The sequence below is a fragment of the Mycolicibacterium stellerae genome, from assembly GCF_003719305.1.
GTDB lineage: Bacteria > Actinomycetota > Actinomycetes > Mycobacteriales > Mycobacteriaceae > Mycobacterium > Mycobacterium stellerae.
Genome location: NZ_RARC01000029.1, coordinates 28,758 through 48,080, shown reverse-complemented (window position 1 = coordinate 48,080; position 19,323 = coordinate 28,758). Strand labels below are relative to the sequence as shown.

The window sequence follows — 19,323 nt, the reverse complement described above, 5'->3', positions numbered from 1 at the left end:
TTAGAGGCCCAACATGCTCGCCGGGTTGGTTTCCAGGATCGCCGTACGCTCCGCATCGCTGATGCCTGCCATCTTCTCCAGCCACCCGACCGGGTCCTCCTGCACCATCGGCGCGGGATAGTCGGTGCCAAGCACCACCCGGTCGATCCCGACGGCGTCGATGAGGAATCGCAGCGTCCCCTCGGTGTACGTGCAGGAGTCGTAGTAGAACCGGTTCAGGTATTCGCTCGGCGGCACGGGCAGCTTGGCATCGGCGAACTCCGGCACCTCCATATCGGCGGCGCGCCAGGTCTTGTCCATCCGCGCAACGCCGAACGGCGCGTATCCGCCCGCGTGTCCGAGACAGATTTTGAGGCCGGGGTAGCGGTCCATGATTCCGCCGAAGACCAGCGTGCCGAATGTGACGGCGCGGTCGACGAGGTTGCCGATGCTGTTGGGCAACGCGTAGCGAGTGGTTCGTGCCTTGACAAGGGTGGGTCCGCACTGATGGAAGAACACCACAGCACCGAGGGATTCCACCGCCTCCCAGAACGGGTAGAACCGCGGGTTGTCGAAGGTGACGCCGTTGACGTGGTCGTTGATCGTGATGCCGCGGTAGCCCAGCTTGGACATCGCGCGTTCCATTTCGGTGACCGCCCGCTCGACGTCCTGCATAGGCACGGTGGCAAGGCCGGTGAACCGGTTGGGATGGTCGGCCATCATCTGACCGATCTCTTCGTTGCAGGCGCGGGCGATCTCCTGGGTAAGGCCCGGATCGAGCTCGTAGCGGTAGAAGTCGTTGTTGACGGTGAGCACATGCATGTCGATGCCTGCCGCGTCCATCTTGGCGATCCGGTCTTCCGGAGCGATGGAGAACTCCGGGATCTCGAGCTCGCCGATCGCGTTGGTCAGCGTGTGCCATGTGCCGCCGTCCAAGACCGCCTCGCGGAAGCTGGGCGGGGTGACGTGTGAATGAACATCGATGACGGCCAACGCTATTCGGCCTCTCTGCTAGTGGGGTCGCCCAACAGCATCGCTGCGGTGCCACGCAGGATGGACTCGACTTCGTCGGGTGTAAGGACGCCGATCGCGGTCAACCGGGTCACTGGTTCGAGAACCCGCATGGGGGCGGGCCAGTCGGTGCCGAGCACCACCCGGTCCGCGCCGACCACGTCGACGAGGAAGCGCAATGTGCGCGCCTCATAGGTCACCGCGTCGTAGGTGAACCGACGCGCGTAGGTGCTCGGCGGTCCGGTCGTTGCGCCCCGCATCGACGGGAACGCCCGCCAGCCCTGGTCCATGCGGTCCAGCGCGAAGGCCGTGTAACCGCCGCTGTGTCCGAGGCACACCTTGAGCTGTGGATGGCGATCCATCACGCCGCCGTAGACCAGCGCGCCGAAGGTGATTGCCCGATCGACCAGGTTGCCGATGGAGTTGAAGAAGAAGAACTTGTCGATGCGGGCCTCGACGGATGTGGGCGCGTACTGGTGGACGAAGATCAGCGCACCCAGTTCGGCCGCCGCCTCCCAGAACGCGTCGAAGCGTGGATCGTCATAGGTCATGCCATTGACGTGGTCGTCGATCATCACGCCACGCAGCCCGAGGTCACGAATCGCCCTGGTGAGCTCCGCGACGGCGCGGTCGGTGTCCTGCATCGGCACCGTCGCCAGGCCGGCGATCCGGGTCGGGCGGGCCCGAACCATCTCGGCCACTTCGTCGTTCACCGCAGCGGCGATCGTCGCGGTGACGACGGGGTCCTGGTGGTACTGGTAGAAGACGTCCGTCGGCGAGGTCAGCTGCACGTCGATGCCGTCGGCGTCCATCGCCTCGATGCGCTGGTCGATACCCCATCGGTTCATCGGGTTGTGCAGCTCACCGTCGTCGGATGTCATTCCGTGCCAGTCACTGCCGCCGAGCACGACGTCGCTGAAGCAGCGCGGCGTTACGTGGGCATGGACGTCGATGATCGAGCTGATGGTGCCTCCTGAATCGCTCACAGACCGTGCATGAGGTGGGTCACCCGGGCCATCCACTCGTACTGCGTCACCTCGCCGAGCTGTTTCATGGCCTGCGCATACTCCTCGCCGGCTATCAGCCTGGTGGCTGCATCCTTGTCTGCGCAGCGGATATCGATGATTCCGTCGAAATCGGTCGTCAGCGTGCCGATGTTCTTGCCGATGGTGACCTGCTGCACCTCGGGCGTGCCCTCGAGCGCCTTCACGGCGTCGAGTGCCGCGGCCCGGGATGCCTCGTCGGACTCGTCGGCCCAGATGAACATCGCGGAGTGCTTGTAGGAGTTCTTGGTGATCAACGGAGGGCCGTCATACCACCAGTCGACCCGTGCCGTTTCCTCGCCCCGGCAGATCGACGCGTTGTAGACCGCGACGTTGTGGTGCACGTCGTCGTCGTTGTAGTCGTCCATGCCTGCCTGGTCGTCGAAGTCCAGGTGCAGAGCGATGTCGTAGCTCACCGGCGGCCCGAGTCTACGGCTGCGCCAACGGGGTTGACGCTTCCACGGCTTCTCCTCGCGCAGCAGCCCGGAGCCGCCGAACTCGTCGAGGCCGAAGTCGAGGGCGCGCACGCTCGGGCAGGCGAACCGCATGTACGCCAGGCCCTTCATCATCTCGACGGCCTGCTCGAGAGTGGTGTCATCGCGGAACATGAAAAAGGCTGAGTGGCGCAGCATTTAGTGGTTCGCTCCTTCTTCTTCGGCGCCGACAGGTTCGGCACGCATCTGTTCGAACAGGGCCAGGACGTCGGCCTGCTGGGTGACCACCTCGCGGTCGGTCATCAGCCGCGGACGCGGAAGGTTGATCGGGATGTCGGCATACAGCGTGCCGCCCTTGTTCATCATCAAGATCCGGTCGGACAGCTGTACCGCCTCGTTGACGTCGTGGGTGACGAACAGGACGGTCGCGCCCGACGCCTGCCACAGCTGTTGCAGTTCGGTGCGCAGGGTGCGGGCGGTGATCGCATCCAGATGGCTGAACGGCTCGTCCATCAGCAGCAGGTCCGGCTCGATGGACAACGCGCGGGCAATGCCGATGCGCTGCCGCATTCCGCCGGAGAGCTGCGCAGGGTACTTGTCCGCGGCGTGGGCCAGGTCGACCATCTCCAAGAACCGCATGCAGCGCTCTCGACGGGTCTTGCGGTCGCCGTCGTCGTGTACGTAGATCATGTTGTCGAGCACGGTCCGCCATGGCAGCAGCCGTGGGTCCTGGAAGACGTAGCCGATTCTGGCGCTCTTGCCTTCTGCTGTCACCGTGACCGAACCCGATGTCGGTTTCTCCACGCCGGAGACCAGGTTGAGGAATGTGCTCTTGCCGCAGCCGGACGGCCCGACGAGGCAGATGAAGGTATGGCCCGATGCCTCGAAGCCGAAGTCGTCGAGGGCATGCGTGGCGGTCTGGCCTGGAGTAGTCGCCTCGTAGACCTTGTTGACGTGGTCGGCGATCAGCGTCGCCATGCACTCACCATCTTTCGGTTCCTTCCTGCCAGCGTCGCGAGCGGCGGGCGAGGCGTTCGAGCACCAATCGGTCGACGGCGAGGATGACGATGATCTCGATCAGACCCCAACCCATCAACCCGTCGAAATTGCCTGCGTCGTACCAGAATGCGGCGCGATAGCCGGCGCCCCAGTTGCTCGCGAAGAACTCGACTAGCGACAACGCGCCCCAGCCGGCCAGCACCGCGTACCGGAATCCCGCGAAGATATACGGCGACATCGCGGGCAGCACCATCCAGCCGAAGAACCGTGCCTTCGGAATGCGGTAAGCCGACGACATCTCGATCAGTGGTTTCGGGAGCGACTTGGCGCCTTCGTATGTCGATGCGACGAGCATCGGGGTGGCGGCCAGCACCGGCACGACGATCGGGCCGACTTCCGAAAAGCCCCACCACATCGCGGCCAGCAGTGCCCAGATGAAGGCGGGCAGCGCCAACATGATCGTCACGACGTCGCGGAAGTACGCACCGACACGCCACCACCAACCCATCGCCCAGCCGATCGCAACACCAAGCACCAGCACCACCGACAACGCGATCGCCGCGCGGCGGAGCGTCCACGTGAGGTGCACCCAGAGTTCGCCGCGCATCGCCTCGTCGACCAGGAACTCGAATGTCCCCACCGGGGTGGGAATTCGGGTGGACAGCACGCCGATGGCCTGCCACAGCACCAACATCAGCAGCCGGGCGGTGTAGCGGGCCGCCCGGTCGGAGGTGAGCCAGCCCAACCGGTTGCGGAACGTGGCCGTTGCGGTGCTCACGGCGTCGCCACTTTCGCTTCGGCGGCGGTGCCTGCAGGCGCCCCCCTCGCGGGTGTCTTTGTGCCACCCCGCCAGCGCCTCGTCCGCTGCGGCGAGTCTGCTCGCCACCGGAACAGCCGGTGTTCGGCGTTGATCAATACCAGCCGCTCGAGCAGGACCACGAAGATGACGAAGAAGCACATCCACGCCAGCACGTCGCGCACCGAGAACATGTGATAGGACCGACCGATCTGATAGCCCACACCGCTTGACCCGCCGAACGTTTCGACCAGTGCGGCGAGCTTCCACGAGTCGGCGAACGACACCCTGCCCGCCGCGAACGCGAACGGCATGACGGTCGGGATGATCACGTGCTTCGCGAGATCCAACCGACTTCTGTTGAACGCCTTGCTCATTCCGACCAGATCAGGATCGACCGACATCATCCCCGCCGCGACGTTCAACGCGATCCCCGGCAGCACGAACAGGATCACCACCGAGGTCGGCCCCATCCCGCTGATACCGAACACGATGATCGCCACGATGGCGTAGACGATCAACGGCACGTTGGCGGCGAGGTAGATCAGGTCGTGGAAGAACGCCCTGGCATACCGGAAGCGGCCCATCAAAACCCCGATCGCCGTGCCGGCGACGACCGCCACCGTCCAGCCCAGGATCGTGCGCCACAGGCTGTCGGCAAAATTCGTCAGCACGGCCCCCGAGGCCGCAAGCTCCCACATCCGCTTGCCGACAGTCCACGGCGAGGGCAGAACGTAGCGCTCCATCCGCGAGGCCGCGTACGCCCAGATCCCGATGAAGGTCGCGATCCCCGCGAGCGAGTAGACCTGCGAGGCGAGGAGCCGACGCGTCGACGGCGCCAGTGACATCAAGGTGCCGTCAGGACTTGGACGGCTCGATGACGACCATCTCGGGATCGGGCTGGTCGGCAGGGGCCACGCCGGCGTCTTTCAGGAGCTGGAAGATCTTCTTTTCCTTGTCGATCCACTCCTGGGTGAGATACGGCGAGTCGACGAACCAGTCGAAGGTGTTGGCGAAGTAGCCCTTCATCCACTTGGCTTCCTCTTCGTTCTTCACCGCGAAATGCTGCGGGTACTCGTCGATGATCTCGTCGCGGTTCTTGGCCCATTCGTCCATGGCGCGCTGCCAGACCTTGAGGAAGAACGCGGCCTCCTCCTTATGGGAGTCGTACCACTCCTTGCGTGCGGTGAACAGGTTGCTCATCACACCCTGGTGACCGGGTTCCATTGTCTCGCCGAAGAGTTCGGACGCGGACCTGCCGTCGTACATGATGTTCAATTTGCCGGAGGCGAACTCCGGGATGGACTGGGTGGGATCGGCGAACGCGCCACACACCTCGTTGTTCAGCACGAGTTCGGGGATCACCTGGTAATCGGCACTGACCAGGTTGAGATCGTCGCCGTTCTCGGCCAGCGTGCGGTTGTCCATCTGCTTGATGAGCGCCGTCCAAATCAGTGTGTTGCCGACCGGCGACTCCGCGGCGATCTTGCAGCCCTTCGGCATGTCCGACACGGTTTCCCACTGCGGGTTCGCCGTGATCATCACGTCCTTGGCCTTGTTGAACTTGCCGAACGTGACCGTCTCGACGCCGGTCTCCTGCTCGAGGTTTTGCAGTTCGTAGGTACCGATGGAGACGACGTCGGCGTGCCCGCCCGCGAACTGTCCGTACTCATCCCACGTCACCGTCTGCAGGATCCGGAACCCCGAATCCTTCTCCATCTCCTCGAGAATTCCCTGATCCTGGATCCAGTCCCAGGCCGGGTCGGGTGAGAAGGTGAACCGGATGACGCCGTCCTCCCCGCTTTCGGCTGACTTCGAGTCGTCTCCGGGGCCGCTACAGCCGGACGCGAGCAGAACGCCGGCGCCGAGCAGAGCCAAAAGCGACGTTGTCTTCCTGTGCATGGACGGACCTCCTGCGATCACCGCCGGGCGGCTGCCACCGTCTTCGTTGACGAATCACCTGGGCAGGCCGTGCAGCCGCCGGCTTCTGGCTGCCGAAATAAACTATAGAACGATAGATCCTATAAATTATGGGAATTGCCGTCTCGCTGGGTTGCCAGCGTGTAAACGGTCTGCTCGCGGGTCAAAGATGTGAGGGGCGCGGGTAGGGCAATCGTTACCTAGCAAGCGCTTGGTTGCTATCCTCTACTGGTGGAGAAGGCAGCAGTGAGCCGTCGCGACGAGCTATTGGACCTCGCCGCGACGATGTTCGCCGAGCGTGGGCTGCGCGCCACCACCGTGCGCGATATCGCCGACTCCGCGGGAATCCTGTCGGGCAGCCTGTATCACCACTTCTCCTCCAAGGAGGAGATGGTCGACGAGGTTCTGCGTGGCTTCCTCGACTGGCTCTTCGCGCGCTATCAGGAGATCGTCGCCACCGAGCCGAATCCGCTCGAGCGACTCAAGGGCCTCTTCATGGCGTCGTTCGAGGCGATCGAGGACCGGCATGCGCAGGTCGTCATCTACCAGGACGAGGCCAAGCGGCTGTCGGGGGAGGGGCGGTTCTCCTATGTGGAGGAGCGCAACAAGCAGCAACGCAAAATGTGGCTGGACCTGCTCAACCAGGGTGTCGAGGAGGGCTATTTCCGTCCCGACATCGACGTCGACCTGGTGTACCGCTTCATCCGCGACACCACCTGGGTGTCGGTCCGCTGGTATCAGCCCGGCGGACCACTGACTGCCGAGCAGGTCGGCCGTCAATATCTTTCGATCGTCCTCGGCGGCATCACCGCCGAAACAGCAAAAGGAGACAAGTAATGGCGGCAACGTCTCAGGCATATGTCATCGACGCCGTACGCACCGCGATCGGCAAGCGAAACGGATCGCTGGCCGGCGTCCATCCCGTTGATCTCGGGGCCGCAGGGTGGCGCGGTCTGTTCGATCGGGTGGATGTCGATCCCGGTGCGGTCGACGATGTGATCGCCGGCTGTGTCGACGCCATCGGACCCCAAGCGGGCAACATCGCGAGGCTTTCGTGGCTTGCCGCCGGATACCCCGAGGAAGTGCCCGGTGTCACCGTGGATCGGCAATGTGGTTCCAGTCAGCAGGCAATTTCCTTTGGCGCACAGGCGATCATGTCCGGCACCGCTGACCTGATCGTGGCCGGCGGCATGCAGAACATGAGCCAGATTCCCATTTCCTCGGCAATGACCGTCGCCGAACAGTTCGGGTTCACGTCACCGACGAACGAGTCCAAGAGTTGGTTGCACCGCTACGGCGACCAGGAGATCTCACAGTTCCGCGGTGCAGAGCTCATCGCCGAGAAATGGAACATCTCGCGTGAGGAGATGGAGGAGTACGCGCTCGCCAGCCACCGGCGTGCCCAGGAGGCGATCCGCTCCGGGCACTTCGAGAACGAGATCATTCCCGTCGACGGTTTCGTCACCGACGAGGGACCGCGCGACACGTCGCTGGAGAAGATGGCGGGCCTCAAAACCCTCGTCGACGGCGGCCGACTGACCGCCGCGATGGCGAGCCAGATCTCCGACGGCGCCAGCGCGGTGCTGCTGGCGTCCGAGCAGGCGGTCAAGGAGCACAACCTGAAGCCGCGGGCGCGCATCCACCACGTCAGTGCACGCGGCGCCGATCCGGTGTTCATGCTCACCGGACCGATCCCAGCGACGAGGTATGCGCTGGAGAAGACGGGTCTGTCGATCGACGACATCGACACCGTGGAGATCAACGAGGCGTTCGCCCCCGTGGTGATGTCGTGGCTCAAGGAGATCAAGGCCGACCCGGAGAAGGTCAACCCGAACGGCGGCGCGATAGCGCTCGGCCATCCGTTGGGGGCCACCGGCGCGAAGCTGTTCGCCACCATGCTCAACGAACTCGAACGCACCGGCGGGCGCTACGGCCTGCAGACCATGTGCGAGGGCGGCGGCACCGCCAACGTCACGATCATCGAGCGGCTCTAAAGGATCTCGACCGTCACGCTTCGGCGCTCGTCGGCCGCCCGGTAGAGCGCGTCGGCGACGGCCACTGCTCGCAGGCCGTCGACACCACTGGCGATCGGTTCGGTCGCGGATGCGACGGCCGCAGAGAAGTCGGCGACCTCGGTCACGTAGGCCGGCGACGTCGAAGTCGCCAGCCTGCTGGTGCCTTCGTCGTCATGCAGGTCAAGGGTGTCGTCGGGGGCCGGGCTGGTTCCGCCGCGGGCATCGAGCCAACCGCCGGTGCCGAACACCGTCCAGTCGGGCCGGGTGCCCATCCGCAGGCTGTGTGACGCGATGTTCGCCAGGGTTCCGTCTGCCAGCCGGCAGCTGCCGACGAACACGTCCTCGGCGCCGGGTTTGTCGAACATGGCGGTGACCTCGACCACGGGTTGGTCGCACAGGTAGGCGACCAGGTCGACCGCGTGCACACCTTGGTGCAGCAGGGTGCCGCCGCCGGAAAGCGCCGGATCGGCGCGCCAGGTGTCGTATGGGTACAGGCCCTTGCCTGCGCCGCAGGCCATCTCGGCGTAGAACACCCCACCTAGCCGCCCCGCGGCGATCGCGTCCCGTGCGGCCCGCGCGGTCGCCTTGTGTCGAAGATGAAATCCCGTGCCCAGCAACACGTCTGCATCTGCGGCCGCGTCGACCATCGATCTCGCTTCGGCGATGTCGAGCGCCAGTGGCTTGTCGACCAGGACGTGTTTGCCGGATTTGAGAGCGGCAAGGCCGTGCTCTGCGTGCAGGCCGTTCGGCGACGCGATGTAGACGACGTCCACGTCCGGATCGGCCAGCATCTGCGCGTAGTCCTCGTACGCCGCGGTCGCGCCGTGCTTGGCGGCGAACGCCGTCGCACGGTCGAGACTGCGGCTGCAAACGGCTGCGAGACTGCCCTTATCGTCTGCCCCGATGGCCGGAGCGATGGCGATGTCGGCGACCTTGCCGATTCCGATGATGCCCCAGCGGACAGTCACGTCTCCGACGCGTTCGTGTCGAACTCCAGAGAGTGAATGCTCGACTGGATGTGGGCCGCCACGGCGTGGGCGGCGGCCTCGGGATCGCGGCGCAGGTACGCGTCGAGGATGGCGCGGTGCTCGACCTGCGGATCGGGTCCGACGCGGTGGCTGATCGCCAGCGGGACATACAACGCAGCGGCCTCGAGCAGGGAGCTGAGGATCCCCACCAACCGCGGTGCCGGCGCGGGCGACAACAGAATCTTGTGGAACTCGCGGTTGCACACGACCCAGCGGTGGTCCGCGGTCTCCGACATGTCCGCGTAGAGCTCCTCGGCGCGGTTGAGCACGTCCAGCGTCACATGATCGACGGCGAGCCGGGTGGCGTCGGGCTCGAGTTTGAGCCGGATCGTGTGAATTTCCTTCGCGTCCGCGAGGTCGAGCGTGGTGACGGCCGCCCCCTTGTGTGCGAGCAGGGTCACCAGGCCCTCGGTGGCGAGATCACGCAGCGCCTCACGCACCGGCGTCATGCTCACGCCGAGGTCCTTGGCGAGATTGGCCTGGATGAGCGGCGCGCCGGGGGCAAGCTCGCCGGTGAGGATTCTGTTGCGCAGCGCGTCGTATGCGTAGGCGTGGGCGGTTCGCGGTGCGGCGACAGTCATGGACCCTCATTTCGTCGTGAGCCCGCTTGTCCTCCTCGCGTGCGGGTGACCAGCGATTTTCCCCTTCTATAGAATACATTATCGTGCCCCGACTTCCGGTAGACACCGCTGCGGCGCTGCAGGTCGGCGGCTCCATGAACGAGCTGGCCGCAACGCTTCTGGACTCCTGCGACCCGCGGCAGCGCGCTGCCCTCGTCCGCGCGTGGGATGACAAGGACCGGACCACCTGGTTCTACACCCCGACGGATCACGGTGGCCTGCCGATCGGTGCACAGCGCCCGACCCAGCAGCGGCTGACCATGCAACTGGTAGCCGGGGGTCTCTCCGAGGCGGCCTACAACACCGTCGCGGCAGTCATCGGCCTGGAGAACATCCTCGATCGGGTCGAGGGATTTCAGCGTGACTGGGGCCGCGAACGGGGCCGCGACCCCGGCCTGTACTGGCTGCGACTGTTCGGCGCACCGGGTGCCGACCGGTGGGGGTGGCGCTTCGGAGGCCACCACGTCTCGCTCAATTACGTCATCGAGGGCGGCCGGCTCGTTTCGGCCACGCCCTGCTTCATCGGTGCGGACCCGGCCCGCTCTGCACTGCTGGGCGGCGGCGAACTCGCACCGCTGCGCGCGGTGGAAGAGGCGGCCAGGTCATTGGCCGGGACATTGACCGAAGCTCAGCTGCGGCAGGCGTTGTTACACCCCTTCGCGCCAAGCGACATCATCAGCGGCAACCGTGCCCGATTGACCGTGCCCGCCGAGATGATCCACATGAACGAAGGCCGGTTGTGGGGCGGCCTGCTCGACGATCCGCGCATGAGACAGATCGCCGAGCTCATCGACCAGAACGCCGAAGCCGCTTCTGGATATCAGGCCGACGACCACGACAGGCTCGCCATCCGGGCGGCCCCCAGCGGGCTGGCCGCCGCTGACATGACCTCTGACCAACAGGCGCTGCTGTACCAACTCGTCGCCTCCTACGAGTCACGGGCGCCCGACGGTGTACTGTCGCGCACCCCGGAGTCGCTGGACGGCGTCCACTTCGGCTGGGCAGGCCCGCTGGCCGCAGGCGAACCGCACTATTACCGCATCCACGGGCCCGAGCTGCTCGTGGAGTACGACAACACACAGCGTGGCGCCAACCACGCGCACTCGGTATGGCGTCGCCCGGACAGCGACTTCGGCTTCGACGTGCTCGCGGCCCATCGGGGCAATCACCGGCATTGAACCGCCGCCCGGCGGTTGCTGCGGTAGTGTTTTCTACACTTTATAAAGTAGGAAGGCTGCGTGGTGGAGATTCCCGACGTCATGCGCGCAGCCGTCCTGTTCGGCCCAAGCGACCTACGCGTCGTCGAGAAGCCCGTGCCCCGCCCCGCGTACGACGAGGTGTTGGTGCGGGTGGCGATGTGCGGCGCGTGCGGAACAGACGTCGCGATCCAGACGGACCCTTTCCCCGGTCAGCCGCCCTTCGGGTCGTTCACGCCGGGCCACGAGTGGACCGGAACGGTGGTCGACCGTGGTGCGGGCGTCGACGAGGTGGACATCGGACAGCGCGTCGCAATCCACGTTCATCACGGATGCGGCCGGTGCCGCAACTGTCTGACCGGCTCCTATACCGCATGCGAGAACTATGGTGACCATGAAAAGGGCCATAGTGCAACGGGATTCACCCGCGATGGTGGATTCGCCGAATACGTCGTGCACAATGTCAGCTGCGTTTATCCGCTGCCTGACAATCTCAGCTGGGAGGAGTCGGTCCTCGTCTCCACGGCGGGCACGTCCGTGTACGGGCTGGATCGCGCCGGCGGACTGGTTGCCGGTGACACTGTTGTGGTGATCGGCCCAGGACCGGTTGGCATCATGACCGCTCAGACGGTGCGAGCACTCGGCGCGACGAGCGTCATCGTGGTCGGCACTCGGCAGGAGCGTCTCGATCTCGCCGCGGCGCTGGGCGCCACCGACGTGGTGAATTCGGTGACCCACGATCCCGTCGAGGAGGTGCGACGGCTGACCCGTGGGCGCGGTGCTGACTTGGTGATCGAATCGTCCGGCGATCCGGCCACGCCCAACCAGGGTCTCGAGATGCTGCGCCGAGGCGGGAAGCTGCTGATCCTGGCGTTCTACAAGGACCCGATTTCCTTCAACCTGGGTTTCGCCAACCGTGAAGAGATCTCGATCGTCACATCCAGAGGCGAAGGTAGGCAGGCGGTCGGCCGCGCGCTGCAGCTCGCGGCCGCCGGTCTGATCAGCGGCGAGCGCCTCGTCACCCACAGGTTCCCGCTGGACGAGATACAGGCCGGCTTCGACATGCTCAGAAGCCGCCAGGGCAAACCGATGAAGGTGGTGTTCATCCCGTGATCGACCACATGATCGCGTTCAAGGCGCCGAACCTCGACCCCGAGGGCGAAAAGGAGCTGTTCGCGAAACTCGGTGAGCTGCAGCATGTTCCCGGTGTGCGCGAGTTCTCGCTCGGCCGGAATTTCGGAGCCCGTTCGCGGGGCTTCGACATCTGCATGCGCGTCACCTTCGACACCCGTGAAGATCTCGACGCCTACGAGGAGCACCCCATCCACAAGGACGTCGTGGCGTACAACCGCAAGGTCACCGAGGAGCACATCTGTTTCGACTTCGAGTCGATGTAGTGCGCTACTGCGCGAGCGCCAGCCCGCCGAGTGCGATGATCCAGCTGGCGAAGCTGCCGACAAGGAAATACTCGGTGACGGCGTCGATGCCGATGTTCCCGTTTTCGCGGGCCTTGGCGGCGTTGATCTCCGGGAACCGGATGATGCTCTTGGCGGCGACGACGGCGGTGGCCGCGGCAAGCTGACCAGCCAGACCGAGCCCGAAGATGAGTGTTCGTTCCATCGGCCCGAGCAGGCGGCCACCCTTGAGCCTGTCCGACGGCTGCGGCTGCCCTTCGGGTTTCACGGCGCCGACGGAGCCGAGCACCAGCCGCACCAACTGGTTGCCGGTGATGAACTGCAGCAGCACTGCGCCGACGATCATCAGCAGCCGGTTCGGGCCGACATCGCCGATGCCGGGTACCTCGACCCACGCCGACCACCGCCCGACGAGACCGTCGACGTCGGAAGCCCAGCCGGACAACAGGATCAGGGCCGCGAGCGCAAGCCCGAACACCGCCAGCGGCGCGCCCTCGTGTTCGCCGGATCGTTCAGCTCGGGCACCAAGCAGGACCCAGCCGACGCCCGCGGCGGCAGCGATCGCCAACAACACGACGTCGCCGCGGTGCCACAGCCCCGACAGCGCGGCACAGACCGCCACCGCGGCGGGCGCTACCACCGCAGGCACCCAAACGGGGCGGGTCAGTCGCCGGACAGCATCGGCGACGCCCATCGCGATGAGCATCACCGCGATGGCACTCACGGCACGTCCCGCAGGTACTCCGACGCCACCACGATCAGGTCAAGACCGTCGCGGCCGGAGCGCTGCGACACCGCCGACGGGCTGATGCCCTCGGCCGCGGCGATGTCCTTTTTGGTCCGGTTGCTCAACAGTGCCTTCACAATCCGTGTCGATCGGTCGTCCAACGATCCAAGCAGCTGGTCCCGACAAATCAGCGCGGCGTTGATCGCGTCGACGTCGGTCCTGGTGTCGGCGGCGGCCCGAAACGACGTCCGTACCAGCGCCAGTCCGGGTTGGCGCTGAGCCGATGCCGTCCATTCGATGGCTTCACGGGCGGCCCACCAACCGGGTCCGTCCTGGATGCCTGCGGTCTCGTCGAGCATGGTCACGTCACCCCAGCCGATGCCGAACCGCACATCGATCTCGGATGCGACGGCCAACCGCAGCGACAGCGCCGCGTCGATGGCCAGACCGACGCCTGTGAACGCGCCCTGGAATTCGTCGCCGACCGTGAAGGCGGGGGGGTCGAGCGCTTGGCCGGCCAGGTCTCGCAAGGCCTGGTTCATCAGCCGGTGCACGCCTGCGCGGTCGGCTACGGACCGTGAACCCACGACGTCGCCGATGAGGGTCGCCCGAAGTCTCGATGAATTTATATCCTTCATCGTCGCCATGTGAAGAGTATAACTTCAATATTAGGAAGTGAAGTTATTAGCTTCACGACGAGTATCAGCAGTCTGGGTGCAGTCTTCTCGCTAGGAAGGGATTTGAACGGTAGGAAAGGATTTGAACGGACGGACGAGATCAAGAACGTCAGGGGTGACCACAAGCCGCCGACGATCAAGATCGTCCCGCTCCCGAGGCCCGGTGCGCGGAGGTAACAGCACCACTAGGGAGGAGGGCGTGTAGGGCCTGGTTGAGGTGATCGACTGCCCCTTCCGGGCAGACGCGAGTACTACTCGACGAGTGCGGCCGCCGCCTGCAGGTGTTTGACCGCGTCGTTGACGATCGTTTCGATCAGCTCCGCGCAGGATGGCAGATCGTCGACGATGCCTGCCACCTGACCCGACGCGAGTACGCCCGCATCGGTGTTGCCTTCGACCAGACCGGCTTTCAGCAGCATCGGTGTGTTGGCAGCCATCACCACCTGCGACCAGGTGAGCTCCTTGCCGTGCCGCATCTCGAGCCCGTCGCTGATCATCGACCGCCAGGACATCTTCGACATCTTCTTGAACTTGGCGGCGTTGCGCACCGCGGCACTGAAACCGCGCAGCCGCGAGCCGCTTTCGAGCTTCTCCACCAGCCCGGTCCGCAGCACCCGGTGCGGCATGCCGTCGACGCGGGTGGACACCACGGTCCCGTCAAGGCCGGCGTCCAGATACCGTCGCTTGACGTCGTCGGGCACGGTGGAGTCCGACGTCAACAGGAAGCGCGTTCCCATCGCGACGCCCGCGGCACCGTAGGACAGCGCAGCGGCAAGTCCGCGGCCGTCGAAGAATCCGCCGGCCGCCACCACCGGGATGTCGACCGCGTCGAGCACGGACGGCAACAGAAGCGTGGTGGCCACCGGACCGGTATGGCCGCCGCCCTCGCCGCCCTGCACGATCACCGCGTCGGCACCCCAGCCCTCGACCTTCTTCGCATGCTTGGCCAACCCGACCGACGGGATCACCACCACGCCGGCCTCTTTGAGCTTGGCGATCAGCTCCGGTTTGGGCGCAAGCGCGAACGACGCCACCCTGACGCCCTCCCGGATCAACAGGTCCACCCGGTCGACGGCGTCGCCCGCGTCGGCCCGGATGTTGATGCCGAACGGCTTGTCCGTCGTGGCCTTCACCTTGGTGACCGCGGTCTGCAGTTCGTCCAGCGTCATCGTCGCCGACGCGAGGATGCCGAGACCACCCGCGTTGGACGTCGCCGAGACCAGCCGCGCTCCCGCCACCCAGCCCATGCCGGTCTGAACCACCGGATGCTCGATGCCGACCAGCTCGGTCAGCGGTGTTCGGAGTCTGGTCATGCGCGTATCTCCTTGTCCCGCAGCGACTTGGGATCGATCACCTCGCGGATCAATGCGAGTTCGTCGGCCGTGGGAAGTCGCGTCTCCTCCGCCTCGTCCAGGCCGTGCACCTCGAAGGAGGTGTTCTCACGGACCTGGTCGGCATCGATACCGGGGTGCAGCGACACCGCCCGCATGGTGTGGTCGGGGCCGTTGAAGTCGAACACGCCGAGGTTGGACACCACGCCGAAGACGTTGACGAACCGGTATGCCGGGTTGTCGGGGTCGATCTTGTTCCAACCGATCCCGGACACGATATCGACGTTGTCGCAGAACACCCGCTTGGAGTGGTTGCCGACCCAGTAACTCGTCGCATGGTTGATGGTGTTTCCCGGCGCGCCGCGCACGCCGAACATCTGCCGGGTCGGGTGTTGCAGAGGGCCGAACGCCGATAGGTTCTGGTTGCCGTACCGGTCGACCTGGTTTGCGCCCATCACGACATGCCTACGGCCCCAGGCAAGCGTCTCGAAGACCCGCCCGAACGGCATCCAGCCTTCGGTCGCTCCCGCCGCGCCGATCGCAGGCGTATCGGCCAGCAGTCGGGCCTCGCCGTCGGTGAGCACGATGTCGGGGGAGAACGTCAGGCGCGCCAGCCGTGCGCCGACCGACACCATGGTCGCCATCGGGCTGACCATGATCTCGCCCGCGTCGCGGAACAGTTCGGCGCACGCGACGGCACACACCTCTGCGCGGGATACCGAGTTCACTTCGACGCCTCCTGAAACTTGCGCACCGACGCCTGGTAGTCGGCTTCGCTTCCGGACAGGTAGGTGCTGACGAACTCCTGCCATGTCTCGTCCGACGCGGCTGCTTCGGCGTAGTGCCGCTGGAACTTCTCGTCGCGCTTGTAGTCGGGCTCGGCGGTGGTGAAGTGTGCACCGTTGGGCGCTTCGACGACACTGTCCACCATCATCCGGTTGATCAGCAGTGCTTGCGGCGGAACCGATTTCACCAGCTCCTCGGTCGGCACCACTCTCTCGACGGACAGCAGGCGCTTTTGCGCGGCCATCAGGTACAGGTCGTCGAAGTACGGGTCGATGCCGGTGTAGGCGGCGTTGCCCCGCTGGTCGCCGATGTTGAGGTGCACGAACGCCACGTCGAGGTTCAGCGCAGGCATCGCGACGAGTTCCTCGTAGCCGCCGTCGGTCGGGTACGGCGACTTCACGGTCTTCAGCTCGTCACCCCAGAACGCGCGCACGTCGCTGCCGAGGCCGGCGCGAATCGGCAGGAACGGAAGCCGTTGCGCCGCAGCCTGTAAGCCGCACCGCAACATGCCCTCGTCCATCTCGCGAGACTCGATCGAACCGCTGGTGCGTGCCTTGGCGAACCACGGGTCGTAGAACGGCGGCGAGTCCAGCGACACGAATCCGTAGTAGACCCGCTTGACCTTGCCCGCCGAACAGAGCAGCCCGACGTCGGGGCCGCCGTAGGTCACCACGGTCAGGTCGGTGACGTCGGTGCGCAGCAGCGCACGAACGAACGCCATCGGCTTGCGCCGCGACCCCCAGCCGCCGATGCCGATGGTCATGCCGCTCTCGACGGTGGCGACCGCCTCGTCCAAAGTTGTTCTTTTGTCGCTCACTTGGATCCCTTGTCAGTCCCGGCGAACGCGTCGCGATGCTCGTCGGACACCCCGGACAGGTTCAGCTCGAACGTGAAGCCCTGCTCCATCCGGTAACTGGAGTTGACCTTCTGCACGTCGATGAGGTTCAGCGCCTCCTTGGCCGCCCGGATCACCCGGGTGTCCTTCGCGGCGATGTCGCGCGCGACCCGAAGCGCCGACTCGTCGAGATCGGCACGCGGCACCACCTCGTGCACCGACCCGAAGTGGTGCAGGGTCGCGGCGTCCACGGTCGCTGCGGTGAAGAACAGGCGGCGCATCATGTGCTGTGGCACCAGACGCGACAGGTGGGTGGCCGCACCGAGGGCGCCGCGCTCCACCTCGGGCAGCCCGAAGGTGGCGTCGTCGGAGGCGACGATCACGTCGGCGTTGCCAACAAGGCCGATTCCACCTCCGACGCAGAACCCGTTGACGGCGGCAACCACAGGCACCGCGCACTCGTACACCGCGCGGAAGGCTTCGAAGCAGCCGCGGTTCGCGTCGATCAGCGCGCTATAGCCCTCGGTTTTCTGCATCTCCTTGATGTCGACGCCCGCGTTGAAGCCGCGGCCCTCGGCGCGCAGGATCACGACGTGGGTGGACTGGTCGCGGCCCGCAGCCGTGATCGCGTCGGCGAGTTCGAACCACCCGCGCGACGGGATCGCGTTGACGGGCGGGTAGTCGACGGTGACCGAGACGATGCCCGGCTCGACCGACTTGGTGGTGATGGTCATCATTGACTCCTGCATGGGGTCGGCTACCTAAGCAAGCACTTGCTTGGTACGCTAGCACAGTGACCGACGCGGCTGACAGTGCTGGTGTGACGGGCATCGACCTGCGACTGAACGGCCGGATCGTCCTGGTGACCGGCGGTGTGCGAGGGGTAGGGGCCGGCATCAGCGCCGTCTTCGCCGACCAGGGCGCGACCGTCGTGACGTGTGCGCGTCGGCCGGTCGAGGGGTCGCCGTATGAATTCCGCCCGTGCGACGTTCGCGACGACGAATCGGTGAAATCACTCATCGACGCGATCGTCGCCAAGCACGGCCGCCTCGACGTGGTGGTCAACAACGCAGGCGGGTCGCCCTACGTACCCGCTGGGGAGGCGTCGGCCAAGTTCAGCAGCAAGATCATCGAGCTCAATCTGCTAGGGCCGCTGTCGGTTTCGACCCACGCGAACGCCGTGATGCAGAGCCAGGAGCGGGGCGGGACGATCGTCAACATCGCCAGCGTCAGCGGCAGGCGGCCGACGCCGGGGACCGTGGCATACGGTGCCGCGAAGGCGGGCCTCGAGAACATCACCGCCACGCTGGCCGTCGAATGGGCGCCGAAGGTGCGGGTGAACTCGGTGGTCGTCGGCATGGTGGAGACCGAGCAGTCCGAACTGTTCTACGGCGATGCGGATTCCATCGCGGCCATTTCGCGCAACGTGCCGCTCGGCAGGCTCGCGAAACCGGCCGACGTCGGCTGGGCCGCGGCGTTCCTCGCATCCGACGCCGCGTCCTATATCAGCGGAGCCTCGCTGGAGGTACACGGCGGCGGCGAACCGCCGCATTACCTGGCAACCACAACTGCCGACATCAAATAACCAAGGAGACAACACATATGGGACTGCTCGACGGCCGCGTAGTCATCGTGACGGGCGCAGGCGGCGGCATCGGGCGCGCGCATGCGCTGGCGTTCGCCGCCGAGGGGGCGCGCGTCGTGGTCAACGACATCGGCGTCGGCCTCGATGGTTCGCCCGCGGGGGGTGGCAGCGCAGCGCAGGGCGTCGTCGACGAAATCACCTCTGCGGGAGGCGAAGCCGTCACCAGCGGCGCCAACGTCGCCGACTGGGCGCAGGCCGAGGGCCTCATTGCAACAGCCGTCGACACCTTCGGTGGACTCGACGTCCTGGTGAACAACGCGGGCATCGTGCGCGACCGGATGTTCGCCAACACCAGCGAAGAGGAATTCGACGCGGTGATCGCGGTGCACCTCAAGGGTCACTTCGCGACGATGCGCCACGCGGCCGCGTACTGGCGTGCACAGTCGAAAGCCGGAAACACCCCCGACGCCCGCATCATCAACACCAGTTCGGGTGCCGGTCTTCAGGGCAGCGTCGGTCAGGCGAACTACAGCGCCGCGAAGGCCGGCATTGCCGCCATGACGTTGGTCGCCGCCGCCGAGATGGGCCGCTACGGCGTCACCGTCAACGCGATCGCGCCGTCCGCCCGTACCCGGATGACGGAGACGGTCTTCGCCGACATGATGTCGACCGAGGACAAGGACTTCGATTCCATGGCGCCCGAGAACATTTCGCCACTGGTGGTGTGGTTGGGCAGTGTCGAGTCACGTGATGTCACCGGCCGGATGTTCGAGGTCGAGGGCGGCATCATCCGCGCCGCCGAGGGCTGGGCACACGGACCCGAGGTGGACAAGGGCGCCCGCTGGGATCCGGCGGAGTTGGGCCCGGTGGTCCACGACCTGCTGGCCAAGGCGCGCCCGCCGGTGCCGGTGTTCGGGGCCTGACAG

Annotated in this window: 22 protein-coding genes; 7 read left to right on the top strand and 15 right to left on the bottom strand. The window is 65.7% G+C overall.

All coding sequences use genetic code 11. The features are described from left to right. From D6M19_RS26560 to D6M19_RS26535, 7 genes are read right to left on the bottom strand one after another with little or no spacing between them, the layout of a single operon-like run. Window positions 1-972 (bottom strand): amidohydrolase family protein, encoded by a 972-nt coding sequence (locus D6M19_RS26560; protein WP_164478704.1) that lies wholly within the window; start codon window positions 970-972, stop codon window positions 1-3. A 2-nt stretch (window positions 973-974) separates the two neighbouring features. Continuing rightward, entirely contained in the window at window positions 975-1,976 is a 1,002-nt protein-coding gene (locus D6M19_RS26555; protein WP_164478703.1) for an amidohydrolase family protein, read from the bottom strand. Then, a complete protein-coding gene (locus tag D6M19_RS34375; protein WP_164478702.1) occupies window positions 1,973-2,665 on the bottom strand; it encodes an antibiotic biosynthesis monooxygenase family protein in 693 nt (230 codons plus the stop codon). The genes D6M19_RS26555 and D6M19_RS34375 overlap by 4 nt, the downstream gene beginning before the upstream one ends. After that, window positions 2,666-3,445 carry an ABC transporter ATP-binding protein gene (locus tag D6M19_RS26550; protein ID WP_123028270.1) on the bottom strand — a complete coding sequence of 260 codons (780 nt, stop codon included), beginning with the start codon at window positions 3,443-3,445 and terminating at the stop codon, window positions 2,666-2,668. A gap of 4 nt (window positions 3,446-3,449) precedes the next feature. Continuing rightward, the gene (locus D6M19_RS26545) at window positions 3,450-4,244 is read right to left on the bottom strand and encodes an ABC transporter permease (protein WP_123028269.1); all 795 of its coding nucleotides are present in this window, start codon (window positions 4,242-4,244) and stop codon (window positions 3,450-3,452) included. Further along, a complete protein-coding gene (locus tag D6M19_RS26540) occupies window positions 4,241-5,110 on the bottom strand; it encodes an ABC transporter permease (RefSeq protein ID WP_123028268.1) in 870 nt (289 codons plus the stop codon). Before D6M19_RS26540 ends, D6M19_RS26545 begins: the two co-directional genes overlap by 4 nt. Window positions 5,111-5,120: 10 nt before the next feature. Then, window positions 5,121-6,164 (bottom strand): ABC transporter substrate-binding protein, encoded by a 1,044-nt coding sequence (locus tag D6M19_RS26535; RefSeq protein WP_164478701.1) that lies wholly within the window; start codon window positions 6,162-6,164, stop codon window positions 5,121-5,123. 303 nt (window positions 6,165-6,467) lie between these two features. Here D6M19_RS26535 and D6M19_RS26530 point away from each other — a divergent pair, with 303 nt between their 5' ends. Beyond that, the gene (locus D6M19_RS26530; RefSeq protein WP_234835062.1) at window positions 6,468-7,019 is read left to right on the top strand and encodes a TetR/AcrR family transcriptional regulator; all 552 of its coding nucleotides are present in this window, start codon (window positions 6,468-6,470) and stop codon (window positions 7,017-7,019) included. After that, window positions 7,019-8,176 (top strand): steroid 3-ketoacyl-CoA thiolase FadA6, encoded by a 1,158-nt coding sequence (gene fadA6, locus D6M19_RS26525; RefSeq protein ID WP_123028265.1) that lies wholly within the window; start codon window positions 7,019-7,021, stop codon window positions 8,174-8,176. Before D6M19_RS26530 ends, fadA6 begins: the two co-directional genes overlap by 1 nt. Here the strand turns inward: fadA6 and D6M19_RS26520 are convergent. Continuing rightward, window positions 8,173-9,165, bottom strand: a complete 993-nt coding sequence (locus tag D6M19_RS26520; protein WP_123028264.1) for a Gfo/Idh/MocA family protein — start codon at window positions 9,163-9,165, stop codon at window positions 8,173-8,175. The two genes, fadA6 and D6M19_RS26520, sit on opposite strands and share 4 nt — an antisense overlap. After that, the gene (locus tag D6M19_RS26515; RefSeq protein ID WP_123028263.1) at window positions 9,162-9,806 is read right to left on the bottom strand and encodes a GntR family transcriptional regulator; all 645 of its coding nucleotides are present in this window, start codon (window positions 9,804-9,806) and stop codon (window positions 9,162-9,164) included. Before D6M19_RS26515 ends, D6M19_RS26520 begins: the two co-directional genes overlap by 4 nt. 83 nt (window positions 9,807-9,889) lie before the next feature. Here D6M19_RS26515 and D6M19_RS26510 point away from each other — a divergent pair, with 83 nt between their 5' ends. The 3 genes from D6M19_RS26510 to D6M19_RS26500 are packed head-to-tail and all read left to right on the top strand — an operon-like array spanning window position 9,890 to window position 12,438. Then, the gene (locus tag D6M19_RS26510) at window positions 9,890-11,023 is read left to right on the top strand and encodes a DUF3500 domain-containing protein (protein ID WP_206428647.1); all 1,134 of its coding nucleotides are present in this window, start codon (window positions 9,890-9,892) and stop codon (window positions 11,021-11,023) included. A 60-nt stretch (window positions 11,024-11,083) separates the two neighbouring features. Beyond that, window positions 11,084-12,154 carry a zinc-dependent alcohol dehydrogenase gene (locus D6M19_RS26505; protein ID WP_206428646.1) on the top strand — a complete coding sequence of 357 codons (1,071 nt, stop codon included), beginning with the start codon at window positions 11,084-11,086 and terminating at the stop codon, window positions 12,152-12,154. Continuing rightward, window positions 12,151-12,438, top strand: a complete 288-nt coding sequence (locus D6M19_RS26500; RefSeq protein ID WP_123028262.1) for a Dabb family protein — start codon at window positions 12,151-12,153, stop codon at window positions 12,436-12,438. Before D6M19_RS26505 ends, D6M19_RS26500 begins: the two co-directional genes overlap by 4 nt. 4 nt (window positions 12,439-12,442) lie before the next feature. On the opposite strand, the gene D6M19_RS26495 is transcribed toward D6M19_RS26500, so the two are convergent. From D6M19_RS26495 to echA20, 6 genes are all read right to left on the bottom strand, one after another. After that, window positions 12,443-13,180 carry a hypothetical protein gene (locus D6M19_RS26495; RefSeq protein ID WP_123028261.1) on the bottom strand — a complete coding sequence of 246 codons (738 nt, stop codon included), beginning with the start codon at window positions 13,178-13,180 and terminating at the stop codon, window positions 12,443-12,445. Then, complete coding sequence (locus tag D6M19_RS26490) at window positions 13,177-13,830, bottom strand: SatD family protein (RefSeq protein ID WP_123028260.1); 654 nt, start codon at window positions 13,828-13,830, stop codon at window positions 13,177-13,179. The genes D6M19_RS26495 and D6M19_RS26490 overlap by 4 nt, the downstream gene beginning before the upstream one ends. Before the next feature lie 281 nt (window positions 13,831-14,111). Then, a complete protein-coding gene (gene ipdC, locus D6M19_RS26485; RefSeq protein WP_123028259.1) occupies window positions 14,112-15,173 on the bottom strand; it encodes a (3aS,4S,5R,7aS)-5-hydroxy-7a-methyl-1-oxo-octahydro-1H-indene-4-carboxyl-CoA dehydrogenase in 1,062 nt (353 codons plus the stop codon). Further along, window positions 15,170-15,919, bottom strand: coding sequence for a cholesterol ring-cleaving hydrolase subunit IpdB (gene ipdB, locus D6M19_RS26480; RefSeq protein WP_123028258.1), 750 nt, complete (start codon window positions 15,917-15,919; stop codon window positions 15,170-15,172). The genes ipdC and ipdB overlap by 4 nt, the downstream gene beginning before the upstream one ends. Next, a complete protein-coding gene (gene ipdA / locus D6M19_RS26475; protein WP_123028257.1) occupies window positions 15,916-16,794 on the bottom strand; it encodes a cholesterol ring-cleaving hydrolase subunit IpdA in 879 nt (292 codons plus the stop codon). The genes ipdB and ipdA overlap by 4 nt, the downstream gene beginning before the upstream one ends. Further along, window positions 16,791-17,546 (bottom strand): (7aS)-7a-methyl-1,5-dioxo-2,3,5,6,7,7a-hexahydro-1H-indene-carboxyl-CoA hydrolase, encoded by a 756-nt coding sequence (gene echA20 / locus D6M19_RS26470; RefSeq protein WP_123028311.1) that lies wholly within the window; start codon window positions 17,544-17,546, stop codon window positions 16,791-16,793. The genes ipdA and echA20 overlap by 4 nt, the downstream gene beginning before the upstream one ends. A gap of 59 nt (window positions 17,547-17,605) precedes the next feature. On the opposite strand from echA20, the gene D6M19_RS26465 reads away from it, so the two are divergent. Continuing rightward, window positions 17,606-18,397 carry an SDR family oxidoreductase gene (locus D6M19_RS26465; protein WP_123028256.1) on the top strand — a complete coding sequence of 264 codons (792 nt, stop codon included), beginning with the start codon at window positions 17,606-17,608 and terminating at the stop codon, window positions 18,395-18,397. Window positions 18,398-18,414: 17 nt separating this feature from the next. After that, entirely contained in the window at window positions 18,415-19,320 is a 906-nt protein-coding gene (locus tag D6M19_RS26460; protein WP_123028255.1) for an SDR family oxidoreductase, read from the top strand. The last annotated feature ends 3 nt before the right edge of the window (window positions 19,321-19,323 follow it).